This window comes from Salimicrobium halophilum, assembly GCF_900100295.1.
In the GTDB taxonomy this organism is placed as follows: domain Bacteria; phylum Bacillota; class Bacilli; order Bacillales; family Halobacillaceae; genus Salimicrobium; species Salimicrobium halophilum.
Genome location: NZ_FNEV01000001.1, coordinates 15113 through 35761, shown reverse-complemented (window position 1 = coordinate 35761; position 20649 = coordinate 15113). Strand labels below are relative to the sequence as shown.

19 protein-coding genes, 1 riboswitch and 1 other annotated feature are annotated in these 20649 nt (G+C 46.2%); of the genes, 2 read left to right on the top strand and 17 right to left on the bottom strand.

What is annotated here, in order from left to right:
• Positions 1-88: 88 nt before the first annotated feature.
• The 13 genes from BLQ44_RS00165 to BLQ44_RS00105 form a co-directional block, all read right to left on the bottom strand.
• Complete coding sequence (locus BLQ44_RS00165) at positions 89-712, bottom strand: SPOR domain-containing protein (RefSeq protein ID WP_093190559.1); 624 nt, start codon at positions 710-712, stop codon at positions 89-91.
• Positions 713-790: 78 nt separating this feature from the next.
• Entirely contained in the window at positions 791-1426 is a 636-nt protein-coding gene (locus BLQ44_RS00160; RefSeq protein WP_093190557.1) for a hypothetical protein, read from the bottom strand.
• Positions 1404-2009, bottom strand: coding sequence for a hypothetical protein (locus BLQ44_RS00155; RefSeq protein WP_093190554.1), 606 nt, complete (start codon positions 2007-2009; stop codon positions 1404-1406). Before BLQ44_RS00155 ends, BLQ44_RS00160 begins: the two co-directional genes overlap by 23 nt.
• A gap of 11 nt (positions 2010-2020) precedes the next feature.
• The gene (pilM, locus tag BLQ44_RS00150; protein WP_093190552.1) at positions 2021-2971 is read right to left on the bottom strand and encodes a type IV pilus biogenesis protein PilM; all 951 of its coding nucleotides are present in this window, start codon (positions 2969-2971) and stop codon (positions 2021-2023) included.
• 12 nt (positions 2972-2983) lie between these two features.
• On the bottom strand, positions 2984-3724 hold the full coding sequence (locus BLQ44_RS00145) for a prepilin peptidase (RefSeq protein WP_093190548.1): 741 nt from the start codon (positions 3722-3724) through the stop codon (positions 2984-2986).
• A 62-nt stretch (positions 3725-3786) separates the two neighbouring features.
• On the bottom strand, positions 3787-4263 hold the full coding sequence (locus tag BLQ44_RS00140; protein WP_093190546.1) for a type II secretion system protein: 477 nt from the start codon (positions 4261-4263) through the stop codon (positions 3787-3789).
• 82 nt (positions 4264-4345) lie between these two features.
• A riboswitch (cyclic di-GMP riboswitch) is annotated at positions 4346-4426 on the bottom strand.
• Between the two features lie 58 nt (positions 4427-4484).
• On the bottom strand, positions 4485-5690 hold the full coding sequence (locus BLQ44_RS00135; protein WP_093190543.1) for a type II secretion system F family protein: 1206 nt from the start codon (positions 5688-5690) through the stop codon (positions 4485-4487).
• Complete coding sequence (locus BLQ44_RS00130; RefSeq protein WP_093190541.1) at positions 5691-6725, bottom strand: type IV pilus twitching motility protein PilT; 1035 nt, start codon at positions 6723-6725, stop codon at positions 5691-5693.
• Positions 6726-6736: 11 nt separating this feature from the next.
• Entirely contained in the window at positions 6737-8356 is a 1620-nt protein-coding gene (locus BLQ44_RS00125) for a GspE/PulE family protein (protein ID WP_093190538.1), read from the bottom strand.
• Between the two features lie 46 nt (positions 8357-8402).
• On the bottom strand, positions 8403-9788 hold the full coding sequence (locus BLQ44_RS00120) for a VanW family protein (protein WP_093190535.1): 1386 nt from the start codon (positions 9786-9788) through the stop codon (positions 8403-8405).
• Complete coding sequence (locus BLQ44_RS00115) at positions 9785-10435, bottom strand: hypothetical protein (RefSeq protein ID WP_093190533.1); 651 nt, start codon at positions 10433-10435, stop codon at positions 9785-9787. The genes BLQ44_RS00120 and BLQ44_RS00115 overlap by 4 nt, the downstream gene beginning before the upstream one ends.
• A gap of 4 nt (positions 10436-10439) precedes the next feature.
• Positions 10440-11387: a hypothetical protein gene (locus tag BLQ44_RS00110; protein WP_093190529.1), complete on the bottom strand. Its 948-nt coding sequence runs from the start codon at positions 11385-11387 to the stop codon at positions 10440-10442.
• Complete coding sequence (locus BLQ44_RS00105) at positions 11380-11865, bottom strand: type IV pilus modification PilV family protein (RefSeq protein WP_093190527.1); 486 nt, start codon at positions 11863-11865, stop codon at positions 11380-11382. The genes BLQ44_RS00110 and BLQ44_RS00105 overlap by 8 nt, the downstream gene beginning before the upstream one ends.
• A gap of 39 nt (positions 11866-11904) precedes the next feature.
• Here BLQ44_RS00105 and BLQ44_RS00100 point away from each other — a divergent pair, with 39 nt between their 5' ends.
• On the top strand, positions 11905-13362 hold the full coding sequence (locus BLQ44_RS00100) for a PulJ/GspJ family protein (RefSeq protein ID WP_093190524.1): 1458 nt from the start codon (positions 11905-11907) through the stop codon (positions 13360-13362).
• Between the two features lie 60 nt (positions 13363-13422).
• Here BLQ44_RS00100 and BLQ44_RS00095 read toward each other — a convergent pair whose 3' ends face one another.
• The 3 genes from BLQ44_RS00095 to BLQ44_RS00085 all read right to left on the bottom strand — a co-directional run bounded on the left by BLQ44_RS00095 (position 13423) and on the right by BLQ44_RS00085 (position 19142).
• Complete coding sequence (locus tag BLQ44_RS00095; protein WP_093190523.1) at positions 13423-15108, bottom strand: sensor domain-containing diguanylate cyclase; 1686 nt, start codon at positions 15106-15108, stop codon at positions 13423-13425.
• 51 nt (positions 15109-15159) lie between these two features.
• A complete protein-coding gene (locus BLQ44_RS00090) occupies positions 15160-16431 on the bottom strand; it encodes a bifunctional folylpolyglutamate synthase/dihydrofolate synthase (protein ID WP_093190520.1) in 1272 nt (423 codons plus the stop codon).
• A 74-nt stretch (positions 16432-16505) separates the two neighbouring features.
• On the bottom strand, positions 16506-19142 hold the full coding sequence (locus tag BLQ44_RS00085; RefSeq protein ID WP_093190518.1) for a valine--tRNA ligase: 2637 nt from the start codon (positions 19140-19142) through the stop codon (positions 16506-16508).
• A 44-nt stretch (positions 19143-19186) separates the two neighbouring features.
• Positions 19187-19409 (bottom strand) — a binding site (T-box leader).
• A 75-nt stretch (positions 19410-19484) separates the two neighbouring features.
• Here BLQ44_RS00085 and BLQ44_RS00080 point away from each other — a divergent pair.
• A complete protein-coding gene (locus BLQ44_RS00080; RefSeq protein ID WP_093190515.1) occupies positions 19485-19673 on the top strand; it encodes a hypothetical protein in 189 nt (62 codons plus the stop codon).
• A gap of 1 nt (position 19674) precedes the next feature.
• On the opposite strand, the gene BLQ44_RS00075 is transcribed toward BLQ44_RS00080, so the two are convergent.
• Complete coding sequence (locus tag BLQ44_RS00075; protein WP_143004670.1) at positions 19675-20610, bottom strand: LysM peptidoglycan-binding domain-containing protein; 936 nt, start codon at positions 20608-20610, stop codon at positions 19675-19677.
• Positions 20611-20649: the final 39 nt, after the last annotated feature.

The following is a 20649-nucleotide window of genomic DNA, read 5'->3' as shown; positions in this document are numbered from 1 at the left end:
AAATAGAGAATTTCTTCTCTTTCTTCGCCTGATTTTTGAACCCTTACTGTACATGTTTGTATTTTTCACGAGTTTCCCTTTCATGAACTCAGGAAAAGAGCTGTTTTTCAAAAAAATGCAGCCATGCTAAAATCCCAAGTTCGTCTGCTGGCTGCGGAATATCATAGTCCTCTCCCCATACAGCTTCTGCATCTTCGCTACCCGGGATTTTTCCGTTTTCCACTTGCCTGACCAGTTCTTTCGCTTTCTCCGGCTGATCCGTCTTCATTTCCCCGGTTACGTTCCATTCTTTCACATACGTCTCCTTATCAATTCCGGCAGCTATCGCCTGGGCTTCCTCTTTGGATGGAGCCTGTCCGATGAACAGGTAATAATACTCCCCGCGATTCCACACAAGAGCAGGAGTACCGGCTGATACAAGTTTGTCTTTCCATCCGTTCGCTTCTTCTTCCGTACTGAAAGCGCCAGTTTGTATGACAAATACGTCCGCCTCCACCTTCACCGTTTCTGCCTTTTTCTCTTGAGCCATCGACACTTCCTTATCATCATTCTCAACCCCCGATGAAGATGGGTCGACGCTTACGAACAACCTCATCAATAAAAGCCCCATACCGAGACTGAGAAGAAACGCCGCACCGACGGAGACGAGCGTGGATTTCCAGGAGAAGGGACGCGATCTTTTCTTCGAGAAAATCTTATGCTTTTTCTTCATATGAAATCACCCCATGCTATAAAACTAGCACAGGGCGAGAAAAAAATAGATCGAATTATGATAGAGAGTTTCGACAAATCATTCTGTTTCAAAAGGTGTCACTTTTCCTGAGGGATCTCCGTAGTTATAACTCGGAGCTTCCGGTTCCAGTGCTTCAAGCGTCGGGTAATGGTAGGTGGAAACACGCACAAAATAATACAGAACTTCCCCGCTCCCCTCTTCTACAGCGGAACTGTCAAAAGTGATCGATTGGATCAATGAATAACGTTCCATACCCTCAAGATTGGATAAGAACTGCATAAGATCTCCGAACGTCTCTGATACCATCTCCAGTTCGTAGGTCAACGGCTGCACACCAGGATCTTCCGTCTCTTCCGCAGGAGCGGATCCATCCACACGGGCGATCGACTGTATAGACGTCCGCGAAGCAGCTTCCGCTCTCTCAAGCATCAAGAGGAACTGATCCTCTTGTTTCTCCACGGGAAGGATATTCTGCAACTGTTTCGATTCCAGCTCCGAAATGGCATCGCTACCGGAATCTTCCCGTAAAATCTCGACGGCATTCTCTTTGGTAGCGACCTGATTATCCAGGGATTCTTTTTCTTCAGTCAAGGGAGAAAGCCACATCGTATAAAGAAGAAAGCCTACCACAACAACCACTGCCACCAGTACTCCGAGCAGCATCGACTGATTACGGTTCCAATAAAATGTCATCCTGGACTTCCTCCTCTTCCGCATCGACATCCACTGCTCCAGGCAGTTCAATACTATAGGAAGCTAGATACGGGGCTCGGTAGTCGAAAGGATCGACCGCCGCGTCAGCCTCTTCCCCCGTTACTCCAAGCAGCTGAACTTCCGAGGTTCTCTCATATTCATCGAGAAGATCGAGATAGGCAGCTGTCTCCTGAAGGTTATCAAGTCTTACGTCCATGGTGATGACATTGCTTTCTTCAAGCGCAAAGTATTCTATGTACCCTCTCTCCGGCAGTAAAGCGACCATTTCCCGCACCAATTCTGTTACGGAGGAGTACTCCCCTTGAAGTTGATTCACGGCTTCCTGGAGCTGTTGTCTCTCTGTACCGATCTGATCGGTCGAAGTGGAAAGTTCTGTTTCCGTTTCCGAAAGCTCGGCGAGTTCCGCCTCTAACTGACTCGTTTCTTCCTGCACTCCCTGTGCTTGCCACCAGAAAACCAGACATAAAAGGAGAACGAGCACTACAGCGCCCACAACCAGAAGGTAGGGGGTTCCGTTTTTTTGTTCTCTCTCTTCTAATAGATTGATCTGAACAGCTGCCATCGTCTCCCCCCTTATCTTCTATATCTGTAAGAAAGTCCTGTCACATCCGCGTATTTGAAAGGAGCACCATTCTCGAGCACGTCACCGGACAAGTACTCGACGGGGACGGCCAGCTGTTTGTCCGCTTCCTCCCGCACGTTCCCGAGTTCGGGAAAGTCTCCACTCAGTACAACCCCTGTTACTGGTTGCTGATTCTTACTGACGGAATATCTGTAAAAGTTCATCAGTTTGTTCAGCTCGGCGATCTGCGTCTGGATGTAATCATCTACGAATACCCGCTCGTCATGTTTGGGCTCAAACACTACTTGCCCCTTCCGCTCGTGCACCTCCCAGAGAGAAGTAGGTAAATCGGATTTCATGAATCGGGAGAACCTCGGAGTATCCTGATGATAGGCGGTCACAGAAACACCATCCACGTTCCAGTCCACAAAGAGAAGATGCTCTTCTTTTTCCGGCACCCTGGTATGCTCATAACACCGATAAAGGGAAAGGAAAGAGACATCCGCCGCTGCTACTTTCAGTTTCGCTTTTTTCAGCACTTCTTCCAACTGATTGACGTTGGGTGAAGGGTAAGCGAACAGAAGAACGGAGGAAGTCCCCTCGATGGGAGCAACATCAATGACCGGATCTTCGTAGGGCAAATGAATCGTCTCGCCAAGCTGGCTGTATATGTATCCCTTTGTCTCTTCGGCAGGCACAAAATCCGGGATGTCTACCGTGCGGACAAGCACATGCTGATCAAGCAGCTGGACAATCGTCGTCGCTCGCTTAAGCCCATGCTCGTCGATGATGTCTTCGAAGAATAACTGGAGGCGCCTCGGGTCATAAACGACTCCCTCTTCTAAGACGGACGATGGAAGACGAACTTCCCCGTAATGGTCGATTGTCCCTTCTCCGCCCGTACCGTAGCGGATCACATGGTTTTTGATACTGAGATATAATACTTTTTTATTTCGGAACATAGGTCTCTCTCCTCAAAAGCTTCCAAGATACCAATCTATTATCATCGTACCAGAAAAATGAGTGATACAGGCACTGATTAAAATAAAAGGTCCAAACGGAATCGGCTGCTTCCGGGAAATCACTTTCGTCACCAGCAGCCCTCCCCCGACAATCGCACCGAAAAAGGCGGACAGGAAAAACGTCAGCAACAACGCTTTCACACCCATCACGAATCCCAGCAGCCCGAATAACTTCATATCTCCTCCGCCCATGCCGCCCTTACTGATCAGAATGACAAGCGCCGTCATCCCTGCTCCGAGTAGCCCGCCGACAAGTGGTGACCATAAAGGTTCCGGATAGTCGAACAGAAAATAAACGGCAAACAAAGCAAGGAAGAAAAGAATGATAGGTGTAGGAAGTACCATGTATTTTATATCGGAGACGATGAGGATATGTGTGAGGGATCCGAGCAAAAGAGCATAGATAAGAGGTAGCGACCAGCCGTGGTACCAGAAAGAGAAAGCGAAAAAACCACCGGAAAACAGCTCCATCAGTGGATACATCGGGGAAATGGCAGCTTTGCACCCGGAACATCGACCTCGAAGAAACAGCCAGGAAAGCACCGGAATGAGCTCGTACCATTGAAGTTTTTTGTGGCAGTTGGGGCAATAGGATCGTTCTTCTGAGAAGAGGGAACGATCAGGAACCCGTAAGCCTACTACGTTGAAAAAAGATCCGAAGATTAATCCGAATAGAAAGAAGATTGCCGTCATGTGTTCACCGTCTTTTCGTTATGTATAGAAAAGCCCCTCCAAGATAAGAGGGACGATCTACTTTATTCATTTACTGATGACCTATCTAAATTGGCAGCATTCACCATATCAGCAGTACTACTACTAGAGCCTATAGAGAATGATGTTCCATCCAAATACACATAATAAGGAGAAGAGCCTGATGCATTTGGAGCGTATCTTACTGCCCCTTCATTGTAAGAGTTCCCTTCAGTGTCTTCTAAACCCTCTTCAATAAAACCGCCTTCTATTAATGCATAGTCACCATTCTCAGGGTCGTGAGTACCACTCAAGTTAATGGTAGTTCCAGCAGGTACATTCTCTTGTGTGACCATTAGTCTAGCAGCTTCAATCATCTGTTCAGCATTAGCTACGGTAGCATCTCTTTCCGATCTATCAATCAGTCCTGTGATACTCGGTACAGCAATCGCTGCTATAATTCCCAAAATAACGATAACGGCAAGCAATTCTACCAGCGTAAATCCTTTAGCGTCCTTCAAAATCTTTCTGAACTTCTTCATGTTGCTATCCCCTTTTCTCCTTTATTTTGACAATGTCCATATCCGATCATTGTCACTAAAAAAACCAGAAAACCAGTCAAGGTTCCCTGGCCGGTTGCACTACTGGCTCCTGAACTTCCAAGTGCCCACGTACGGAAGTCCCATCGCTGCCTCCTAGAGAGAAGTTTCCACGATTCCTTTAGTCCTAAACCCATTATAATGAACAATTTCACCTGTGTCTACTACTGTATCTCCTCGAAAAGGCTGAACATCGGCACAGCAATCGCGAGAATGATGACCCCGACGATGACGGAGAGTACCACAATCATCACTGGTTCGATCAACGTCTTGATCCGATCGGTCACGTGATCGATTTCATTTTCATAAAAAATGGCTACTTTCTCGAACATTTGATCCAGGGTCCCTGTTTTCTCCCCTACGGTTATCATCTGAGTCACAAGTACCGGAAATGCCCAGTGATTCTTTAGTGGCGTCGCCATAGATTCTCCCCGTTCCAGGGACGTATACACCTCTTTCAATTTCTCCTCGATCACTTTATTCTGTACGACACGCTGCACCATTTCCACAGACTGGAGCACCGGTACAGAACTTTGGAACAGAGAACTGAGGGTCCGCGCCATCCGGGCATGAACCGCTTTCTGGACAATCGGGCCGAAAATCGGCATTTTCATTTTCGCATAATCCATGTAATAGGCAGCTGTCACATTCCTCTCCAACAGCTTCAGAGCGAGCATCACCAGAAGCGGAAGAAAGATGATCAGCCACCAGATGGAGCCGAATAGATCACCGACCGAGAGAATGAACTGTGTGAGCGGAGGAACCTCACTGCCGAACGACTGAAACATTGATGCGAATCTTGGCACGATGAACGTCAGCATGAACACGACAATTGCAAACGCAATCACTCCGACTACGGCAGGGTACGTAAGGGCTGAATAGATTTTCTGCCTCAACTCATACTGCTTCTCGTAATAATTGGCCATCCGTTCCAGCGCTTCATCCAGGTTACCGCTCAATTCCCCGGCTCTCATCATTTGAATGAACATCGGCGGGAAGACCTTATCATGTTTTGCAGCTGCATCTGAGAATGGCATACCACCTTCGATATCCCGCTGAATCATCTGCAACGTGTCTTTCAATGTACGGTTGGAAGTCTGTTCGATCAGGATCTCTGTAGCTTCTACCAGAGAGACTCCAGCCTGGATCAGGGTGGAAAACTGACGTAAGTAAAGCACGAAATGCTGATTCTTCACCCGTTTCCCGAGATTGATCTCTTTGTATAGAAGGCTATCGAGTTTCTCGAGTTGCCTGATATAGATACCTTCGTTCCCTAATTTCTCGCGGACTTCCCGCTCACTCTCCGCTTTCTTTCTTCCCCGGACAATCTTCCCTGTTCTATTTCGTCCCTGATATTTGAAGTAGGCCATCTAAGATTCCTGGCTTTCTTCGCTCATCTTCGATTCGTCGATGACCCCTTCTTGAACGAGGTCCTGAATCGACATCTGAAGGGTGTGCATCCCGTCTTTTTTCGACGTCTGCATCACGTTCTGCAGCTGATGGATCTTATCATTACGAATTAGGTTCTTGACCGCTGAAGTGTTATTCAGGATTTCCGTAGCCGCTCTTCGTCCCTTTCCATCTTTCGTAACGAACAGTCGCTGAGATATTACCGCTTCGAGTATCCCTGCAACCTGCACTCTGATCTGGGACTGCTGGGAAGGGGGGAATACATCAATAATACGATCGATCGTCTGTGCCGCATCTCTCGTATGAAGCGTCCCCAGCACTAAGTGACCGGTCTCCGCAGCGGTGATCGCTGTGGAAATCGTTTCGAGGTCCCGCATTTCCCCTACGAGAATGACGTCGGGGTCCTGACGCAAACAGGCCCTGAGACCATTCGCGAAATTGCTCGTATCAAAGCCTACCTCGCGCTGATCGATAATGGAATAGCGATGTTTATGTAAATATTCTATCGGGTCTTCCAGGGTGATGATATGTCTCGGAAACTGTTGATTCATATAATCGATCATGCTTGCGAGCGTCGTGCTTTTCCCGCTTCCGGTCGGTCCTGTGACCAGCACCAGCCCCTGATCTTTTTCCGCAATATCTTTCAGGATCGAAGGCATGTTCAATTCATCGATCGAAGGGATACGCGTCGGGATGATACGAACGGCCATAGAAATACAGCCTCGCTGCTTATAAGCATTCACACGGAATCTAGATACTCCGGGGATGCCGTATGAAAAATCGATTTCGCCTTCTCTGTCCATCTTTTCCTGAAGCCCCTCAGGAAGAATCGCACGCACCATGCCTTCCGTATCTTCCGGTTTCAACGACTCTTTTCCATATTGCTTCAGCTTTCCGTGCAACCGGAAAATGGGAGGAACACCCACAGTTAGGTGGATGTCAGAGGCTTCTAACTGGTGGGCCGCCTTCATCAACTGTTCTATTTTTTCCTTCAAGGTCATCCCTCCTATTCACTCAACGCTACTCTTAATATTTCTTCGATCGTCGTCGCACCCTGCTTTACTTTAAGTAACCCATCATCAAGGAGGAAAATCATGTCCCGGTCCCAGGCATATTTCCTTATCTCTGTTGTGGAACGGTTGTTCATCATAAGCGTGCGTATTTCATCATCCACCACGAGAACTTCCTGGATCGCCATTCGCCCGCGATATCCACTGTAGTGACACGTTTCGCAACCTTTTCCACGATAAACGTGATCGATGCTAAGGCCGCGCTTCTCAAATTGTTCCGCTTCCATTTCCGTCGGTGCCTGCTTCTCTTTACAGTCGTTGCAGATTCTGCGCACAAGCCGTTGGGCAACGATTCCGGCAAGAGAGGATACAACGAGATACGGTTCGATATCCATGTCGATCAAACGGGGGATGGAATCGATCGCACTATTCGTATGCAGGGTTGAAAATACAAGGTGACCGGTCAAAGACGCACGTACCGCTATTTCTGCCGTTTCGGAATCACGGATTTCCCCGACCATGACAATATCAGGGTCCTGACGCAGAATCGACCTCAATCCATGGGAAAACGTCAATCCGACACGATTGTTCACCTGGACCTGGTTGATCCCTTCGAGCTGATATTCGACCGGGTCTTCAATCGTAACGATATTCTTCTCATCCGTGTTCAGATGATTCAAGGAAGCATATAACGTAGACGATTTACCTGAGCCGGTAGGACCCGTCAGCAAAATCAACCCGGAACTTCTTTCCACTAAATCCAGATAACGACGGTAGTTGATTTTATTGAACCCGAGTTCTGTCAGACGATTCAATACGCTACCCAGGTCAAGAATACGGATAACGATTTTCTCCCCGTACACAGTAGGCATAATGGATATACGCAAATCGACAGGTGTCGATCCCACACTCGTTTTGATACGACCATCCTGAGGAAGACGATTCTCCGTTATGTTCAAGTTGGCCATGATTTTCACCCTGGCAATCAGGGAATTCTGGATACGTTTCGGAAGCGACCGTTCCGTACGCAGCATTCCATCGATCCGGTAGCGTACCAGCACTTTCCCTTCCTGAGGATCTACGTGAATGTCACTGGCCTTCAACTGTACCCCGGCCTGCAGAAGCTGGTCCACCGTCTTGATCGCAGGAGCACTGTCGGGATCCGCTTCCGGTTCTTCCTCTGACTCTTTCAGGTTGTACTGTTTGTTGATGGTCTGAACAATTTCATCTCTCGTTGCGATGACCGGATCGATCTGGAAGCCTGTAGCCATCTGCAAATCTTCAATTGTATAATAGTCCATCGGATCATTCATAGCGAGGATCAGCTTCTCACCCTGTTGTTTCAGCGGCATCACAAGGTTTCTGATCGCAAACTCTTTCGATACCAGGTTAAGCAGGGAATCATCAATCGGATACTGATACAAAGAAATTCTAGGTACCCCGAGCTGGATTTCCAACACCTGAATCAGCTGCTGCTCGGTGATCAGTCCACGCTCAAGAAGAACGTCTCCGAGTTTCTGATCCTGCCTTTTCAACTCCAGTGCTTCCTTGATCTGCTCTTCCGTGATCAGCCCCGATTGTTTCAGTATATCCCCGAGTCTTCTTCGTTCTACCACCCAATCACCTCTTCCTTCAAAAACACGCCCGCTCGTTAATTACTGGTTATTTTTTATCATTGCCTGGTTCCCAAAGAGATGGAGGGGAAGACCCATCATTACCATCAGTGTCGGGGCCTTCTTCTTCATTCTCCTCACTTTCTCCCGAATCGTTATTGCTACCTTGTCCATTTTGCGAATCAGCTTCTGATTCATCTTGCCCCTGATCTTCACTATCCTCATCATTGATCGCTGGTGTTGAAGAACCTACATCTCCCTCTCCTCCGTCTACACCAGTTCCGCTCGAGTTTTCATCGGAACTCAGCAACGAAACAGGATATCTTTCGACAACCGTATCTACCGGAGGGTAATAGTCCTCCGTTAGCAATTGTCGTTCCTCTTCTCCTGCCTGTTCCTTATAAACCTCGACGACTCTTCCGTCTTTTCCTTCTTCGATAAGAACTTCATCTCCTGGAGTGACAGAGGTCGAGTAGCGGATCGTCTTCCTCGGTTCGACTTCTCCTGCCTGAGATACTACTGTCCTTATATTTTCCGTGAATGGATAGCCTGTCCATACTGCTTGAAGGTTTGCCCCATCAAGCTCTAGATGAACGTAATATCCCATGGAAGTCGTATTCGTAAACTGTAGATCCTCTTTTCCTTTCCAGTCGACCGCAGCTTCTTTTCCAAGCTCTGCATAGTCCGGGAGACGCAAACTGATATGCCTTTCTTCTGTAAGAAACGGCGTCTCAAGTAAGGATCCATAAATGGCTGTGGCTGTCTGACTTAAAGCTTTCTCTTCCATGGATTCCGCGATATCCCCTACCTGTTCCAGTAGAGATACGGTCGATTTTCCAGGGACCCGCCAATCCCCGATACGATTGATGAGACTTTCCACATCTTCTGTTTCACTCAGGGAAATCGAGTAGGACGCCACCTCTTCAAAAAGCTCCTCTGTGTTCTCCGGAACAAAAGAATAAGCATTATATTCAAGAGCTTCTTCCGGCAAACGGGACGCCTCGAATTTCACCTGATCTTTAAATTGCTCCATCTGGAAGTGAGGGGTCAATGTTTCCGGAAGCTTTTCTTGTATACTGCTTTCGAAGTCGTTGCTAAGAGCAACTTTCCACTCATATTGGCCACTTGAAGAGATTTGTTCTACCGTTTCTTCGATCTGAAAATCAATCATCGAAATAGGAATCTCCAAAGATCCACTCCCTGTGTTCAGCCGGATATAAGAACGATCCGACCAACCGGCTACTTCCGCTTCAAGAAGCTCTGAAGCTTTTTCCGAGTTCATACCACTGACATCCGTCCCTCCTACTGATACAGAAGACGGCAACTCACCAGTGTTTTCAACGGCAGCTGACCAGGCGAGATTTCCCCCATAGCTGAAAACCAGTAAGATAGCAACCATGCCACTGAACAATCCAAGGATTTTTTCATTACTCATCGATCCACCTCCTGCTCCTCTACCGGCTTGATATCTTCAAGTTCGAACGCGTCTTCTATATTTCTCGAGCTGCTTTCCGGTTCTTCTTCCTGTGAGGAAAATTCTCGGTCTTGTTTCTGTTTCCCTCTGGCGGCCAAAAGTTCTTCTTCCAAATCTATGTCTTCGATAGTTGGAGGAGTTTCCGGTTCGTGCTTTTCAAACTGGATATCTTCCATTTCGTATTCAAGTTCATCGAGAATTACTTCCTCAGGTTCCTCATAAGTATCTTCTTTCAATGGTTTTTCGAAGGGTTCAGGTGCGGGAGGTACATCGACAACTTCCTCCGGTTCTTCTACTTTAACCAGGGAAGCGTCGTTTTCGTAATCCACTGGTTTCTCTGATGGAAAGTGTATATCTTCCTGCTCCTGATAGTCACCCTCCATCATTTTTCTGAGGACCAATGTGTAAACAGCAAATATCATGACGGCTGCAAATAATAAAGCAATCAGCACAGGAAAGGTTACAGATGCCAAAAGGGTGAAACCGGTAATCGCGACAGCCGCAACCAGCAATATAATTTTGTTCATAATAGTGAACCCGAAATCAATGAAAAATAAAAGTACGGTCACGATCATAGCTCCGATTATGAATCCGATTAGACTGCCCATTGACCTATCCCCCCTGACAACTTGGTATATTATCTGCGTTTGTATTACCAGTCACACATATATTCAGATCTCCGATAACAGATGCCTCCGGGTTATCAAAATATGCGTTCCCGTCAATGGCTATCGTTGCTTTAGCCGTCTTTTTATCGACAATGAATTTATCTGTGCCAACAAACACGTCTCCGTTTACTTTTATGATGTTTCCACCATTCATGGACAAACTCGTTAGATCGAAAAACGCAAATCCATTAATAGTTATTGTATTACTTCCATTCATAATAAAGGTATCTTCTAACCAAACTCTACTTCTCTCTTCGAATATAGGGTCTTTTATACTGGAGCTCCCATTACATGATTCTGCTTTAATTCTGTAATCCCCGGGTTCGAAGGTTTCGATTTTACCACCATTCGAATTACCATTCCCTCGTCCTTTCCCTCGCTTTTCACAAATGTTTGTTGCATCTTCAGAATTCAATACATTTTCAAGATTTTCTTTTTCGTCTATTATGTTATCTTCCCAATTACTTTCTACTATTTTTTCAGAAATGGAAAGGACTCCCGCAATTATCTCTTCCTGGCCATCTACGATTCCCTTAGCTTCATATTGATAAGTCAAAGGGGCTCCTGAAGTATTCTCGAGAGTAACAATGTATTCTCCTTCACCGAGACTTCTCTCGGTAATCGAATGGTTGCCAGCCCACTGCTGGATAATCGTACTGACTGTTTGATTTTCATTAATCTGAGAAGAAGCTTCATCTTTCACAGATTCGAAGCTTGATGTGATATATTCCTGCCCCATCATTGCAAGACTATCTGCCTGAATACTTTCTTGGGAACGTTGGGTCTGTGCTCCAGTAGATAGGATAATTGACGCAAGAGTACCTAGTAGCAACATGGTTACTACAATAGTCAATAATACCGTGACGAGTGCTATTCCTTTCTCATTATTCATAAGCACTCTCCCCCTTAATATATCGGTAGGTTTCAGTCAAAAATTGATAGTTGTCACCGGATAAACGATACACCTCAATAGATACAGGGTATAGTTCAGACTCATGATCCTCTAAACAATGAGATTTCAGTAGAAGATTATACGCCTGTCCCCCAGACGTGGTATAATTCACGTAAGACTCAGGTCCTGTTTCGTAATCAGGGGAATCAACCGTTATAGCATCTAATGGAACTATTCCAGCTTCTTCCCTCACTTTACAGGACTCAGCATTATTTCTAATATCCTGCCTTATATCAGAGTTAGCCAACACTGTATCAGAAGCAAGCTCTGCTACGTGTATAGCATCCAATTCATTTTCCACTCGATTGGAAAGAACGAGTTGATCACTGAATAAAGAGAGAAATACAGAAATGATCACCCCAAAAAGCGTGATAGCTGCCAATATTTCAATCAATGTCAGTCCTTTGTCATTTTTCACATCGCATCACTACCTTTGCTATAGAGGAGATTTATATATATGTATCGATTATCTAACGATAAAGGCATTACTCTGGTCGAGTTACTCGCCGCCATTGCACTAATAGGTATTATCGGCGTCATCTCTTTCCGGCTTTTGACTGGAATGTTCAGTGCGAATCTCATAGCTGAAAATGACATTTCTTTAAAACAGGAAGCTAATATCATCTTAACCTCTATAAGAGAAAAGGCACAAGTGGAAGACGTGGAGTTACAGGTTCCTGAGGAAGAATCCCTACTTGTAAACGGGAAGGACGTTCTAACAAAAGATGATATTATTATAACTGAATTTCATGCAGAAAACCGTTCTGATAGTGAGGAAACTGTCGAAAAATCGTTATTCCCTTCAAATAGTGGTTCGAGTTTCACCTCAGAAGTTTCTGAAACGTTGGTTGTTTCTATGTCTATCACAACAAAAGAAGGAACATCTATTTATGAAATTTCTAGCGTAATTCCGGGGCTCGCAGACCCAAATAGAAATTATACGATAGAAACCCCTGAGGAAGATGACCCCAATAGCCCAGGGAGTGGTGGAGATGACGAAGACCCTTCTCCTGAGCCACCTGCTTATGAAATATTCACAACACAGGAGGAATTTGAAGCTCTTGATCCTGCAAATATTAATGGATGGGTAGAAGGACATCCTGACAGCAACAACGAATACACACTTACTGAAAATACAATTCTCGATTCCCGTTTCCCCAGGAACTATCAAGGACAAAATACTTTCGAAGAAAATTTCTGGGCAAAGTACGATAATATGTATTTGAACAACCACAACGTAACGATTGAAGAAAGTATGTATGTTAACCACGAATCAATATGGAACAATAATAACTCAGTAAAAGCAGGCGGGAATGCTCTATTCAGAGATGATGTCACCATTAGAACCCAGTCTTCTTTCGATGCTTTCAACACTTATTTCCGGGGAAATATAAGTGTTCCGAACTCCGGAATCATTGATACAAGAGGTAGCATACGAGTTGATGGAAAAACAATATTAAGATCTCAGGCAAAGTTAAAGACAAACGGCTACTTCTTCGCCAACGGGAGTGTGAATTTAAGCAATAATACGAACCGGATTGAGGCTGTAGAAGATATTTATTTGAACAGTGGAGGCACCTTGAATGGGGCATCAATTCAATCCGGGGGTACTATGAACCTGGACGGAGGATTCACATTACAGAATAATGCTTCCCTTACAAGTGGTGGTGTGATGAATGGAAGTGGATCTATGACTCTTCGTTCGAATTCCACACTCTACGCAGAGGATAGCATCGACTTGGATGGATCCTTTTTAGTAGACGGAACAATCACTTCTGAAGGTGACATTTCTATTTATGGATCTGTAAGCGGAAGTGGAACTATATGCGCCACTGGTAATATTTCTACTATAGGAGCTGTTGGTCAACAGGTTAAAATTAAAGATAATCGAAACAACTTTAATGGCTGTAAGTAACACACTTAGTTATAAGTTGGCGAATAAATAAAAGGCTCGCGCAAATTTTGCACGAGTCTTTTATGCTTCCACAACAGCCACCCTATCCCGGCCCTGCTGCTTCGCTCCTGTATACATAGCCTGATCCGCTTTCTGCATAACATCTGCAGGATGATCTCCGTGAATTGGATACGTCGCTACTCCGATGCTTGCCGTGAGATCCACTTCCAGCGGTTCTTTCTCAGCTTTTATATGTTTGTACACGACGAAAGGTTCGTCCGTGATAACTCTTCGAATGAACTCTGCTTTTTCTTCCGCTTCTTCTTTGGAGATGTTCTCCAAAACGACGACGAACTCTTCCCCGCCATACCTTGCGACGGTCGAAGATTTATCAAGAGAGTCTTCGAGGCGCCTGGCGAACTGCACCAGGATTTCATTGCCACTTTCATGCCCATACGTATCATTCACCCATTTGAAATAATCGATGTCTATCATAATGAACGAAAATACCGAAGACTCCTGATAACTGTTCATCAATTTTTCCAGGTAGCGATAATTGAACGCACCCGTCAGACCACATCGTTCTTCCTTATTTTTGAGACGTTCATAGACACGTGCATTCTCAATGGCTACCGCAAGAAAATTGCTGAGGATTTTCAAAAGTTGGAATTGCGCCTGGCTGTACTTCCGTTTCCTTGAAGAGAATAACGTAATCACGCCGACAATCTGACCGAAACGGAACATCGGTACAGTCATGACGCTCTCCATTTCAGACTTTTTATAAATATCAGCGTAGTTCTTCCAGGAGCGGTGATCAGGGAAAATGGTCCCTTTCCGGCTTCGCCACGTTTCCCTGCTGATGCTCGGTATACCTGTAACGTCACGACTGGATTTGTTCGTAATTCCTGTGTTACCGACTTCCCGGATAAGAGTCATCTTTCCTTTTTCAGGTATATCCAATATGTACACCTGATCCGCATCAAATAGCGGTTTCACCCGCTCTGTGAATATATCGAGCACCTCTTCGACTCTTTGAAAAGAGGCAAGTTCCTGTCCGATTTCACCGGATTTCCTCAAATACCCATTCATGAGACGGCTATGGTGCAGATATCTCAATATGGCAGATACGATCAGAAGCGGTACACCGAGAAGTCCTAAAGCCTGGACCCCGATATCAACGTATAGTACAAAAAGCAGGAAGCCGAGCGGGAGAATCGCCAGGCTTGTGAAATACTCCCAAATGTCGCCGAGGGTCACCCACGGCTCTCTTTTACCGTACAGCCACTTGCTTATCATTTTTATAGATCCCTGGTTCAATCCAATCTGCACTAAGGCATATCCAAGAACCGCACCGACTGCCTGAGGCGTTTCGAGCACTGCCGCTCCATGGACACCGCCAAGCTGATAATAGACGAAAGCGGCTCCGGTAGACACGAACAGGAACATCAGCATATTCAACGGCAGACGGTACAATTGTTCTTTCGGCACACGTATCTTCCACATCAGCATGAACAGTCCGAGCTGTGTCAGGATGATCTCATAGAACAACCCTTCACTTAAGAAAACCGCAAAAGATATACCGTATGTAAAAAAGATGGGTCTATCCCCGATGATAATCGGAAAAAAAGCTACCGCTGAAGCAAGAACCGCAAACCATATCACATCAGGATTAAATACGGGATCTGTGTAGTTATAAATAAACAAAAAAGAGGCAGGCCAAACGACTACCCAGGTGATCCAGATGAAGATCTGCTTTTTCCGTTCCATCGTTCAACGCTCCCTCTCTCATTTTTGAATTTGTCAGATAATTATAATCTATCATAATCCATCATAGGGTTCAATATATTTCCTTATTTCGGAAATAAAATAAAGAGACCCGGTACATAGGATGATGTCGTTTTTCCTATACGATTGTCGAAACGCCTCATAAGCGTCTTTTCCCCTCGTATAATACGTGAGAGAAGCATCTATGAAATGATAATCTTGTTTCTGAAGTGCTTTCGGAAATTCGAAAGAAACGACAGCAATTTCTTCTGCCACTTCACGTATCAATCCGATCATTTCCTTGACCGGTTTTCCGTGAATGGCACCATAAATGACAAGGATCCGCTTGTCTGCGTATTGTTTTTTCAACGTTTCCACAAGAGCGATCGTACCTTCAAAGTTATGCGCCCCATCGAGCAGCGTAAGTGGTTCTTCCCGGATCACTTCCATCCTCCCCGGCCATTTCGTTTCAAAGAGTGCTTGGGCGTAAAGCGTCCGATCCATGTTCCATCCTTGCTTTTTCAGAAGCTCGATGGCTGTAACAGCAAGAGAAGCGTTCTTCTTTTGATGCTCCCCGATCATCGTGAGCTCATAGTGCTCCTCTGTTTGAAACTGATACACAAAAGTAGCAGCTTCTTCACTCTTCACAAAAAAGTCTTCATTTAATTGATAAAGGGATGCCAAAAATTTTTCTGCTGTCTCTACTATCACCGCTCTAGCTTCTGGTTGTTCCACTCCGCTTACGACAGGCACACCCTCTTTAATGATTCCGGCTTTCTGCGTGGCAATCTCAGAGTAACTTTCCCCGAGAATATCCTGATGGTCGAGTCCTATATTCGTAATGATTGAAAGAGCGGGAGTAATGATGTTCGTCGAATCGTACAGCCCTCCGAGGCCTGTTTCAATCACCATGACGTCCACCGCTTGCTCCTCAAAGTACAGAAAGCTCATCATCGTGATTACTTCGAATTCCGTCGGTTCTCCGATCGGAAGTTCTGTCGCTTCTTCCACCAGCGGTTTCACTTTCTCGACCATATGTATAAGGTCTTCATCAGAAATCGGACCCCCGTTTATACTGATCCGCTCATTGAAATGCGTAATATAAGGGGAAGTGAAGGTCCCTGTCACGTAGCCTTGCTTTTGGAGCAGGTTCCGCAAAAAAGATGTAGTCGACCCTTTCCCATTCGTGCCTGCCACGTGTATAGCCGGTACTTTCTTTTCCGGATGCCCCAGTTTGTCGGCCATCCACTCCATCCGTTCCAGTCCCGGTTTGATCTTGAATTTGCTCCGGCTGTGAATCCAGTCGAGCGCATCCGTCTTATTCATCGTCTACCCCTTCCTATTAAAAAGAGCACCTCTAAAGCCGGTGCCCTTTTTGACTAACATCTATACTACTTTCCTTACGCCTTCAGTTCTTCGATTCGTGCTTCCACTTTCGCCCGTTTGTCTAGATAATCCGCTTCTTTTTCTTTCTCGGCATCGACAATATGGGCAGGAGCTTTTTCGACGAACCTTTCATTCGACAGTTTGCCCTGGACAAGCTTCACTTCTTTGTCCCATTTCTCGCGCTCTTTCTCCAGGCGTGCGATTTCATCCTCAAGGTTCATCAACCCTTCCAGAGGCAAGTAGAGGGACGCACCAGTGACCACAGAGGACATCGCTTTATCTGGAACATCGACCTCAGTAGCGATCGTAAGTTCACTCGGGTTACAGAACTTCTCGAGGTAGTTGCGGTTCCCTTCGAGTTCTTTCACGACATCTTCGCTTTCTGCCTGGATAATCAGCTTGATCTGCTTGGACATCGGCGTATCCACTTCAGCTCGAATGTTACGTACAGAGCGGATGATGGATACAAGACGCTCCATCTCTGTAACCGCCTGCTTATTGTCGAGCGTGGCATCAGCTACCGGCCATTCGCTTACCGTAATCGACTCTCCCTTATGAGGAAGGTGCTGCCAGATTTCTTCTGTAAGGAACGGCATGAACGGATGTAGCATGCGCATCGTACGGTCGAGCGTGTAAGCTAGAACCGAACGCGTCGTATGGATCCGCTCTTCATCTTCGCTGTATAAAGGAAGCTTCGCCATTTCGATATACCAATCACAGAAGTCATCCCAGATGAAGTTATAAAGGTGACGTCCTGCTTCCCCGAAGTCATAATGATCGACGTTCTTCGTCACTTTCTCGATGGTTTCGTTCAATCTGGTCAGAATCCAGTCATCGGCGACCGATCTATTCTTCGTTATATCGATATCTTCATAACGGAGCTCTCCCATATTCATCAATGCGAAACGGGAAGCGTTCCAGATTTTATTGGCGAAGTTCCACGTAGCCTCTACTTTCTCCCAGGTAAAACGCATATCCTGACCTGGAGCGGAGCTTGTAGAAAGCAGGTAACGAAGAGAATCTGCTCCGTATTTATCGATGACATCCATCGGATCCACACCGTTACCGAGGGATTTACTCATCTTCCGACCTTCACCGTCACGAACGAGTCCATGGATCAATACATCCTCAAACGGACGGCGGTCGGTGAATTCGATCGATTGGAAAATCATGCGGCTGACCCAGAAGAAGATGATGTCATATCCCGTAACAAGAGCGTTGGTCGGGAAGTAACGTTTGAAATCTTCATTGTCCTCGTCGGGCCATCCCATTGTGGAGAAAGGCCACAGCGCGGAAGAGAACCACGTATCGAGCACATCTTCATCCTGTTTCCAGTTCTCTACGTCTTCCGGCGCCTCTTTTCCGACATATACTTCGCCGGTCTCTTTGTGATACCAGGCAGGAATACGATGTCCCCACCATAGCTGTCTCGAAATACACCAGTCACGGATATTCTCCATCCAGTTCAAGTATGTCTTCTCGAAACGGTCAGGAACGAAATTCACCTTGTCGTCTGTTTTCTGCTGGTCGACCGCCGTCTTTGCGAGCGGCTCCATGTTGACGAACCACTGTGTAGACAAGTACGGCTCCACGACAGCACCGCTGCGTTCTGAGTGACCGACGGAATGCATATGTTCTTCGATCTCGAACAGCACGCCTTCTTCCTGAAGATCTTTCACGAGCTGCTTACGGCAAGCGAAACGATCCATGCCCTGATACTTACCGGCATTCTCATTCATCGTGCCATCTTCGTTCATGACGAGGACACGCTCCAGATCATGACGGTTTCCGATTTCGAAGTCATTCGGATCGTGAGCCGGTGTGATCTTCACAGCACCGGAACCGAACTCCTGATCCACATAGTCATCAGCGACGATGTCGAGTTCTCTGCCGATGACCGGAAGGACGGCTTTTTTACCGATCAAATGCTTGTAGCGCTCATCTTCCGGATGCACAGCGATTGCCGTATCTCCTAGCATCGTTTCCGGTCGGGTCGTTGCAATCGCAATCGTACCTTCCTCATCCTTCAACGGATATTTCATATGATAGAAAGCACCCTGCACGTCTTTATATTCCACTTCGATATCAGACAGAGCCGTCTGCGTATCAGGGTCCCAGTTGATGATATATTGGCCTCTGTAAATGAGATCCTTTTCATAAAGGCGGACGAACACTTCTTTCACTGCATCCGACAAGCCGCTATCGAGCGTGAACCGTTCTCTGGAGTAATCAAGACCGAGTCCGAGCTTTTCCCACTGGGAACGGATGAAGTCGGCATACTCCTCTTTCCATTCCCACGACTTCTCGAGGAACTGTTCCCGGCCGAGGTCGTAGCGGGACGTGCCCTGCTCCTTCAATTTCGCTTCCACTTTCGCCTGCGTAGCGATTCCGGCGTGGTCCATACCCGGAAGCCACAGCACATCATAGCCCTGCATACGCTTCACGCGCGTAATGATATCCTGAAGTGTCGTATCCCAGGCATGCCCCAGGTGGAGCTTCCCTGTTACGTTCGGCGGCGGGATGACAACCGTATACGGCTCCTTCTCGCCTGCGCCTTCTGCTTCGAAGTATTTTCCGTCGATCCAGAACTGATAACGATCCTTCTCGACTTCATTCGGATCGTATTTCGTAGACATTTCTATATCTTTCATTCAGACACCCTCCTCTTTTTCCATACAAAAAACCCTTTCCTCCAGCTAAGGACGAAAGGGTTCGATTCCGTGGTACCACCTTAATTTACAGAATGACTCTGTACACTTCATTCGGTCATAACGGTCCGGGGCCGGCTTTTCCTACTACTCGTTCAGAAAAGCTGCTAATAGAGCTACCTTCTGTCTACAGGGGTTTAGAAAACTTCCAGCATCCGTTTTCCTCTCTAAGAAACATATAGACATACTCTTCTCCATCTTTGCAGTTCACATATTCACGTTATATTACATATTGTATAGAAACATGGCAGGTCTAGTCAACGAAAAGTTGAAAGGAGCCTAATTATGAGCAGAATGTATAGGTACCGTCTTCCTCCCTGGTGCCGCCACGGCTTATTCAAGTTGGAAAAAGCCCTCTTGCCGATCACGATCTATCAGATCATCCGCACGCTCATCGTCCCTACTACCCTTGATGTTTTCCTGACGGGTGTATTCGTCTGTCTCTATCTCGCTTTTTATTTCAAATGGATCTAAGTCACGAAAAAATATAGATGATATCTCCTGCTTCAAGCGTTTCTTTTTGCTTGTTCCACTTTTTCAGATCTTTGACAGGTACTTCGTAATCTTCGGCAATGGTTTCCAGTGTTTCCTCGCCCTGTACAATATATAACTTCATTTTCGAATAACTTGTTTCCCGCTTCTGAAAAACCGTCGTGAAAATATCCTGCCACTTCCCTTCTTTTTCTTCATTTTCATCCTTTTCATCAGTCTCTTCCATTACCGGGACCTCGCCCTCTTCCATCTCCATTGCGTTTTCATCCCGGGGTGGTGCATTCACTTCTACATCCTCCGGTTCAGGTTCCAGTTCCTCTACGGGTTCTTTCTTTTCTACCCGGACAGGCATAGCTTTCTCTTCAGGTTCATCCGCTTCAAGAATGGTCGTCTCTTCCCAGGGAATCTCTTCTTCCGTTTCCTCTTCCACTTCCTCGTCCAAAACTTCTTCCTTTTGAAGACTACGCTCGTAGTAAGTAGGAGTACTCCAGTTTTCTATCGTCTCTTGTGGCGGTTCCTGTTTCTCTTCTGCTTTGACGCCGCTCACTTCGAAATCGGAATGGAAAACGATTCTGCCTGGCTCCGGCAATTCATAGTCGAACGCGTGGATATCTACATTCACTTCTTCACGTTCTTCCACTTTCTCCATAGGTATATCAATCTCCAAAGGAATATGGTGTTCGAAGTGACTGCCTTCGACGAAGGATAACTCCGGAAGCGCTCGCCTCTCGTAGTCTTCTTCCAAAGAAACAGGAACGAACTCCCCCTGCAACACTACTTTTCCCTCAATCTTACAACGCTCTTCACTATAGTCCACGCTCACTTCCGGCTGAATAGAGATGGCCACCAGCTCTTCTGCTCCTGTACCTGATGGAAATGCCAAAGATTCATCGATAAAAATGTGATAGTTGTTAGCCAAGTTTTTTCCTCCCTGTTTTCGTTCCATCACATACCGGAT

Excerpts from the sequence above, each read along its gene's own strand:
- BLQ44_RS00085 (WP_093190518.1), bottom strand. The coding sequence starts at position 19,142 with ATGAAAGATATAGAAATGTCTACGAAATACGATCCGAATGAAGTCGAG.
- BLQ44_RS00100 (WP_093190524.1), top strand. The coding sequence starts at position 11,905 with ATGTATCGATTATCTAACGATAAAGGCATTACTCTGGTCGAGTTACTC.
- BLQ44_RS00140 (WP_093190546.1), bottom strand. The coding sequence starts at position 4,263 with ATGAAGAAGTTCAGAAAGATTTTGAAGGACGCTAAAGGATTTACGCTG.
- BLQ44_RS00110 (WP_093190529.1), bottom strand. The coding sequence starts at position 11,387 with ATGAATAATGAGAAAGGAATAGCACTCGTCACGGTATTATTGACTATT.
- BLQ44_RS00155 (WP_093190554.1), bottom strand. The coding sequence starts at position 2,009 with ATGGCAGCTGTTCAGATCAATCTATTAGAAGAGAGAGAACAAAAAAAC.
- BLQ44_RS00165 (WP_093190559.1), bottom strand. The coding sequence starts at position 712 with ATGAAGAAAAAGCATAAGATTTTCTCGAAGAAAAGATCGCGTCCCTTC.
- pilM (WP_093190552.1), bottom strand. The coding sequence starts at position 2,971 with ATGTTCCGAAATAAAAAAGTATTATATCTCAGTATCAAAAACCATGTG.
- BLQ44_RS00090 (WP_093190520.1), bottom strand. The coding sequence starts at position 16,431 with ATGAATAAGACGGATGCGCTCGACTGGATTCACAGCCGGAGCAAATTC.
- BLQ44_RS00160 (WP_093190557.1), bottom strand. The coding sequence starts at position 1,426 with ATGACATTTTATTGGAACCGTAATCAGTCGATGCTGCTCGGAGTACTG.
- BLQ44_RS00135 (WP_093190543.1), bottom strand. The coding sequence starts at position 5,690 with ATGGCCTACTTCAAATATCAGGGACGAAATAGAACAGGGAAGATTGTC.
- BLQ44_RS00080 (WP_093190515.1), top strand. The coding sequence starts at position 19,485 with ATGAGCAGAATGTATAGGTACCGTCTTCCTCCCTGGTGCCGCCACGGC.
- BLQ44_RS00095 (WP_093190523.1), bottom strand. The coding sequence starts at position 15,108 with ATGGAACGGAAAAAGCAGATCTTCATCTGGATCACCTGGGTAGTCGTT.
- BLQ44_RS00115 (WP_093190533.1), bottom strand. The coding sequence starts at position 10,435 with ATGGGCAGTCTAATCGGATTCATAATCGGAGCTATGATCGTGACCGTA.
- BLQ44_RS00145 (WP_093190548.1), bottom strand. The coding sequence starts at position 3,724 with ATGACGGCAATCTTCTTTCTATTCGGATTAATCTTCGGATCTTTTTTC.
- BLQ44_RS00120 (WP_093190535.1), bottom strand. The coding sequence starts at position 9,788 with ATGAGTAATGAAAAAATCCTTGGATTGTTCAGTGGCATGGTTGCTATC.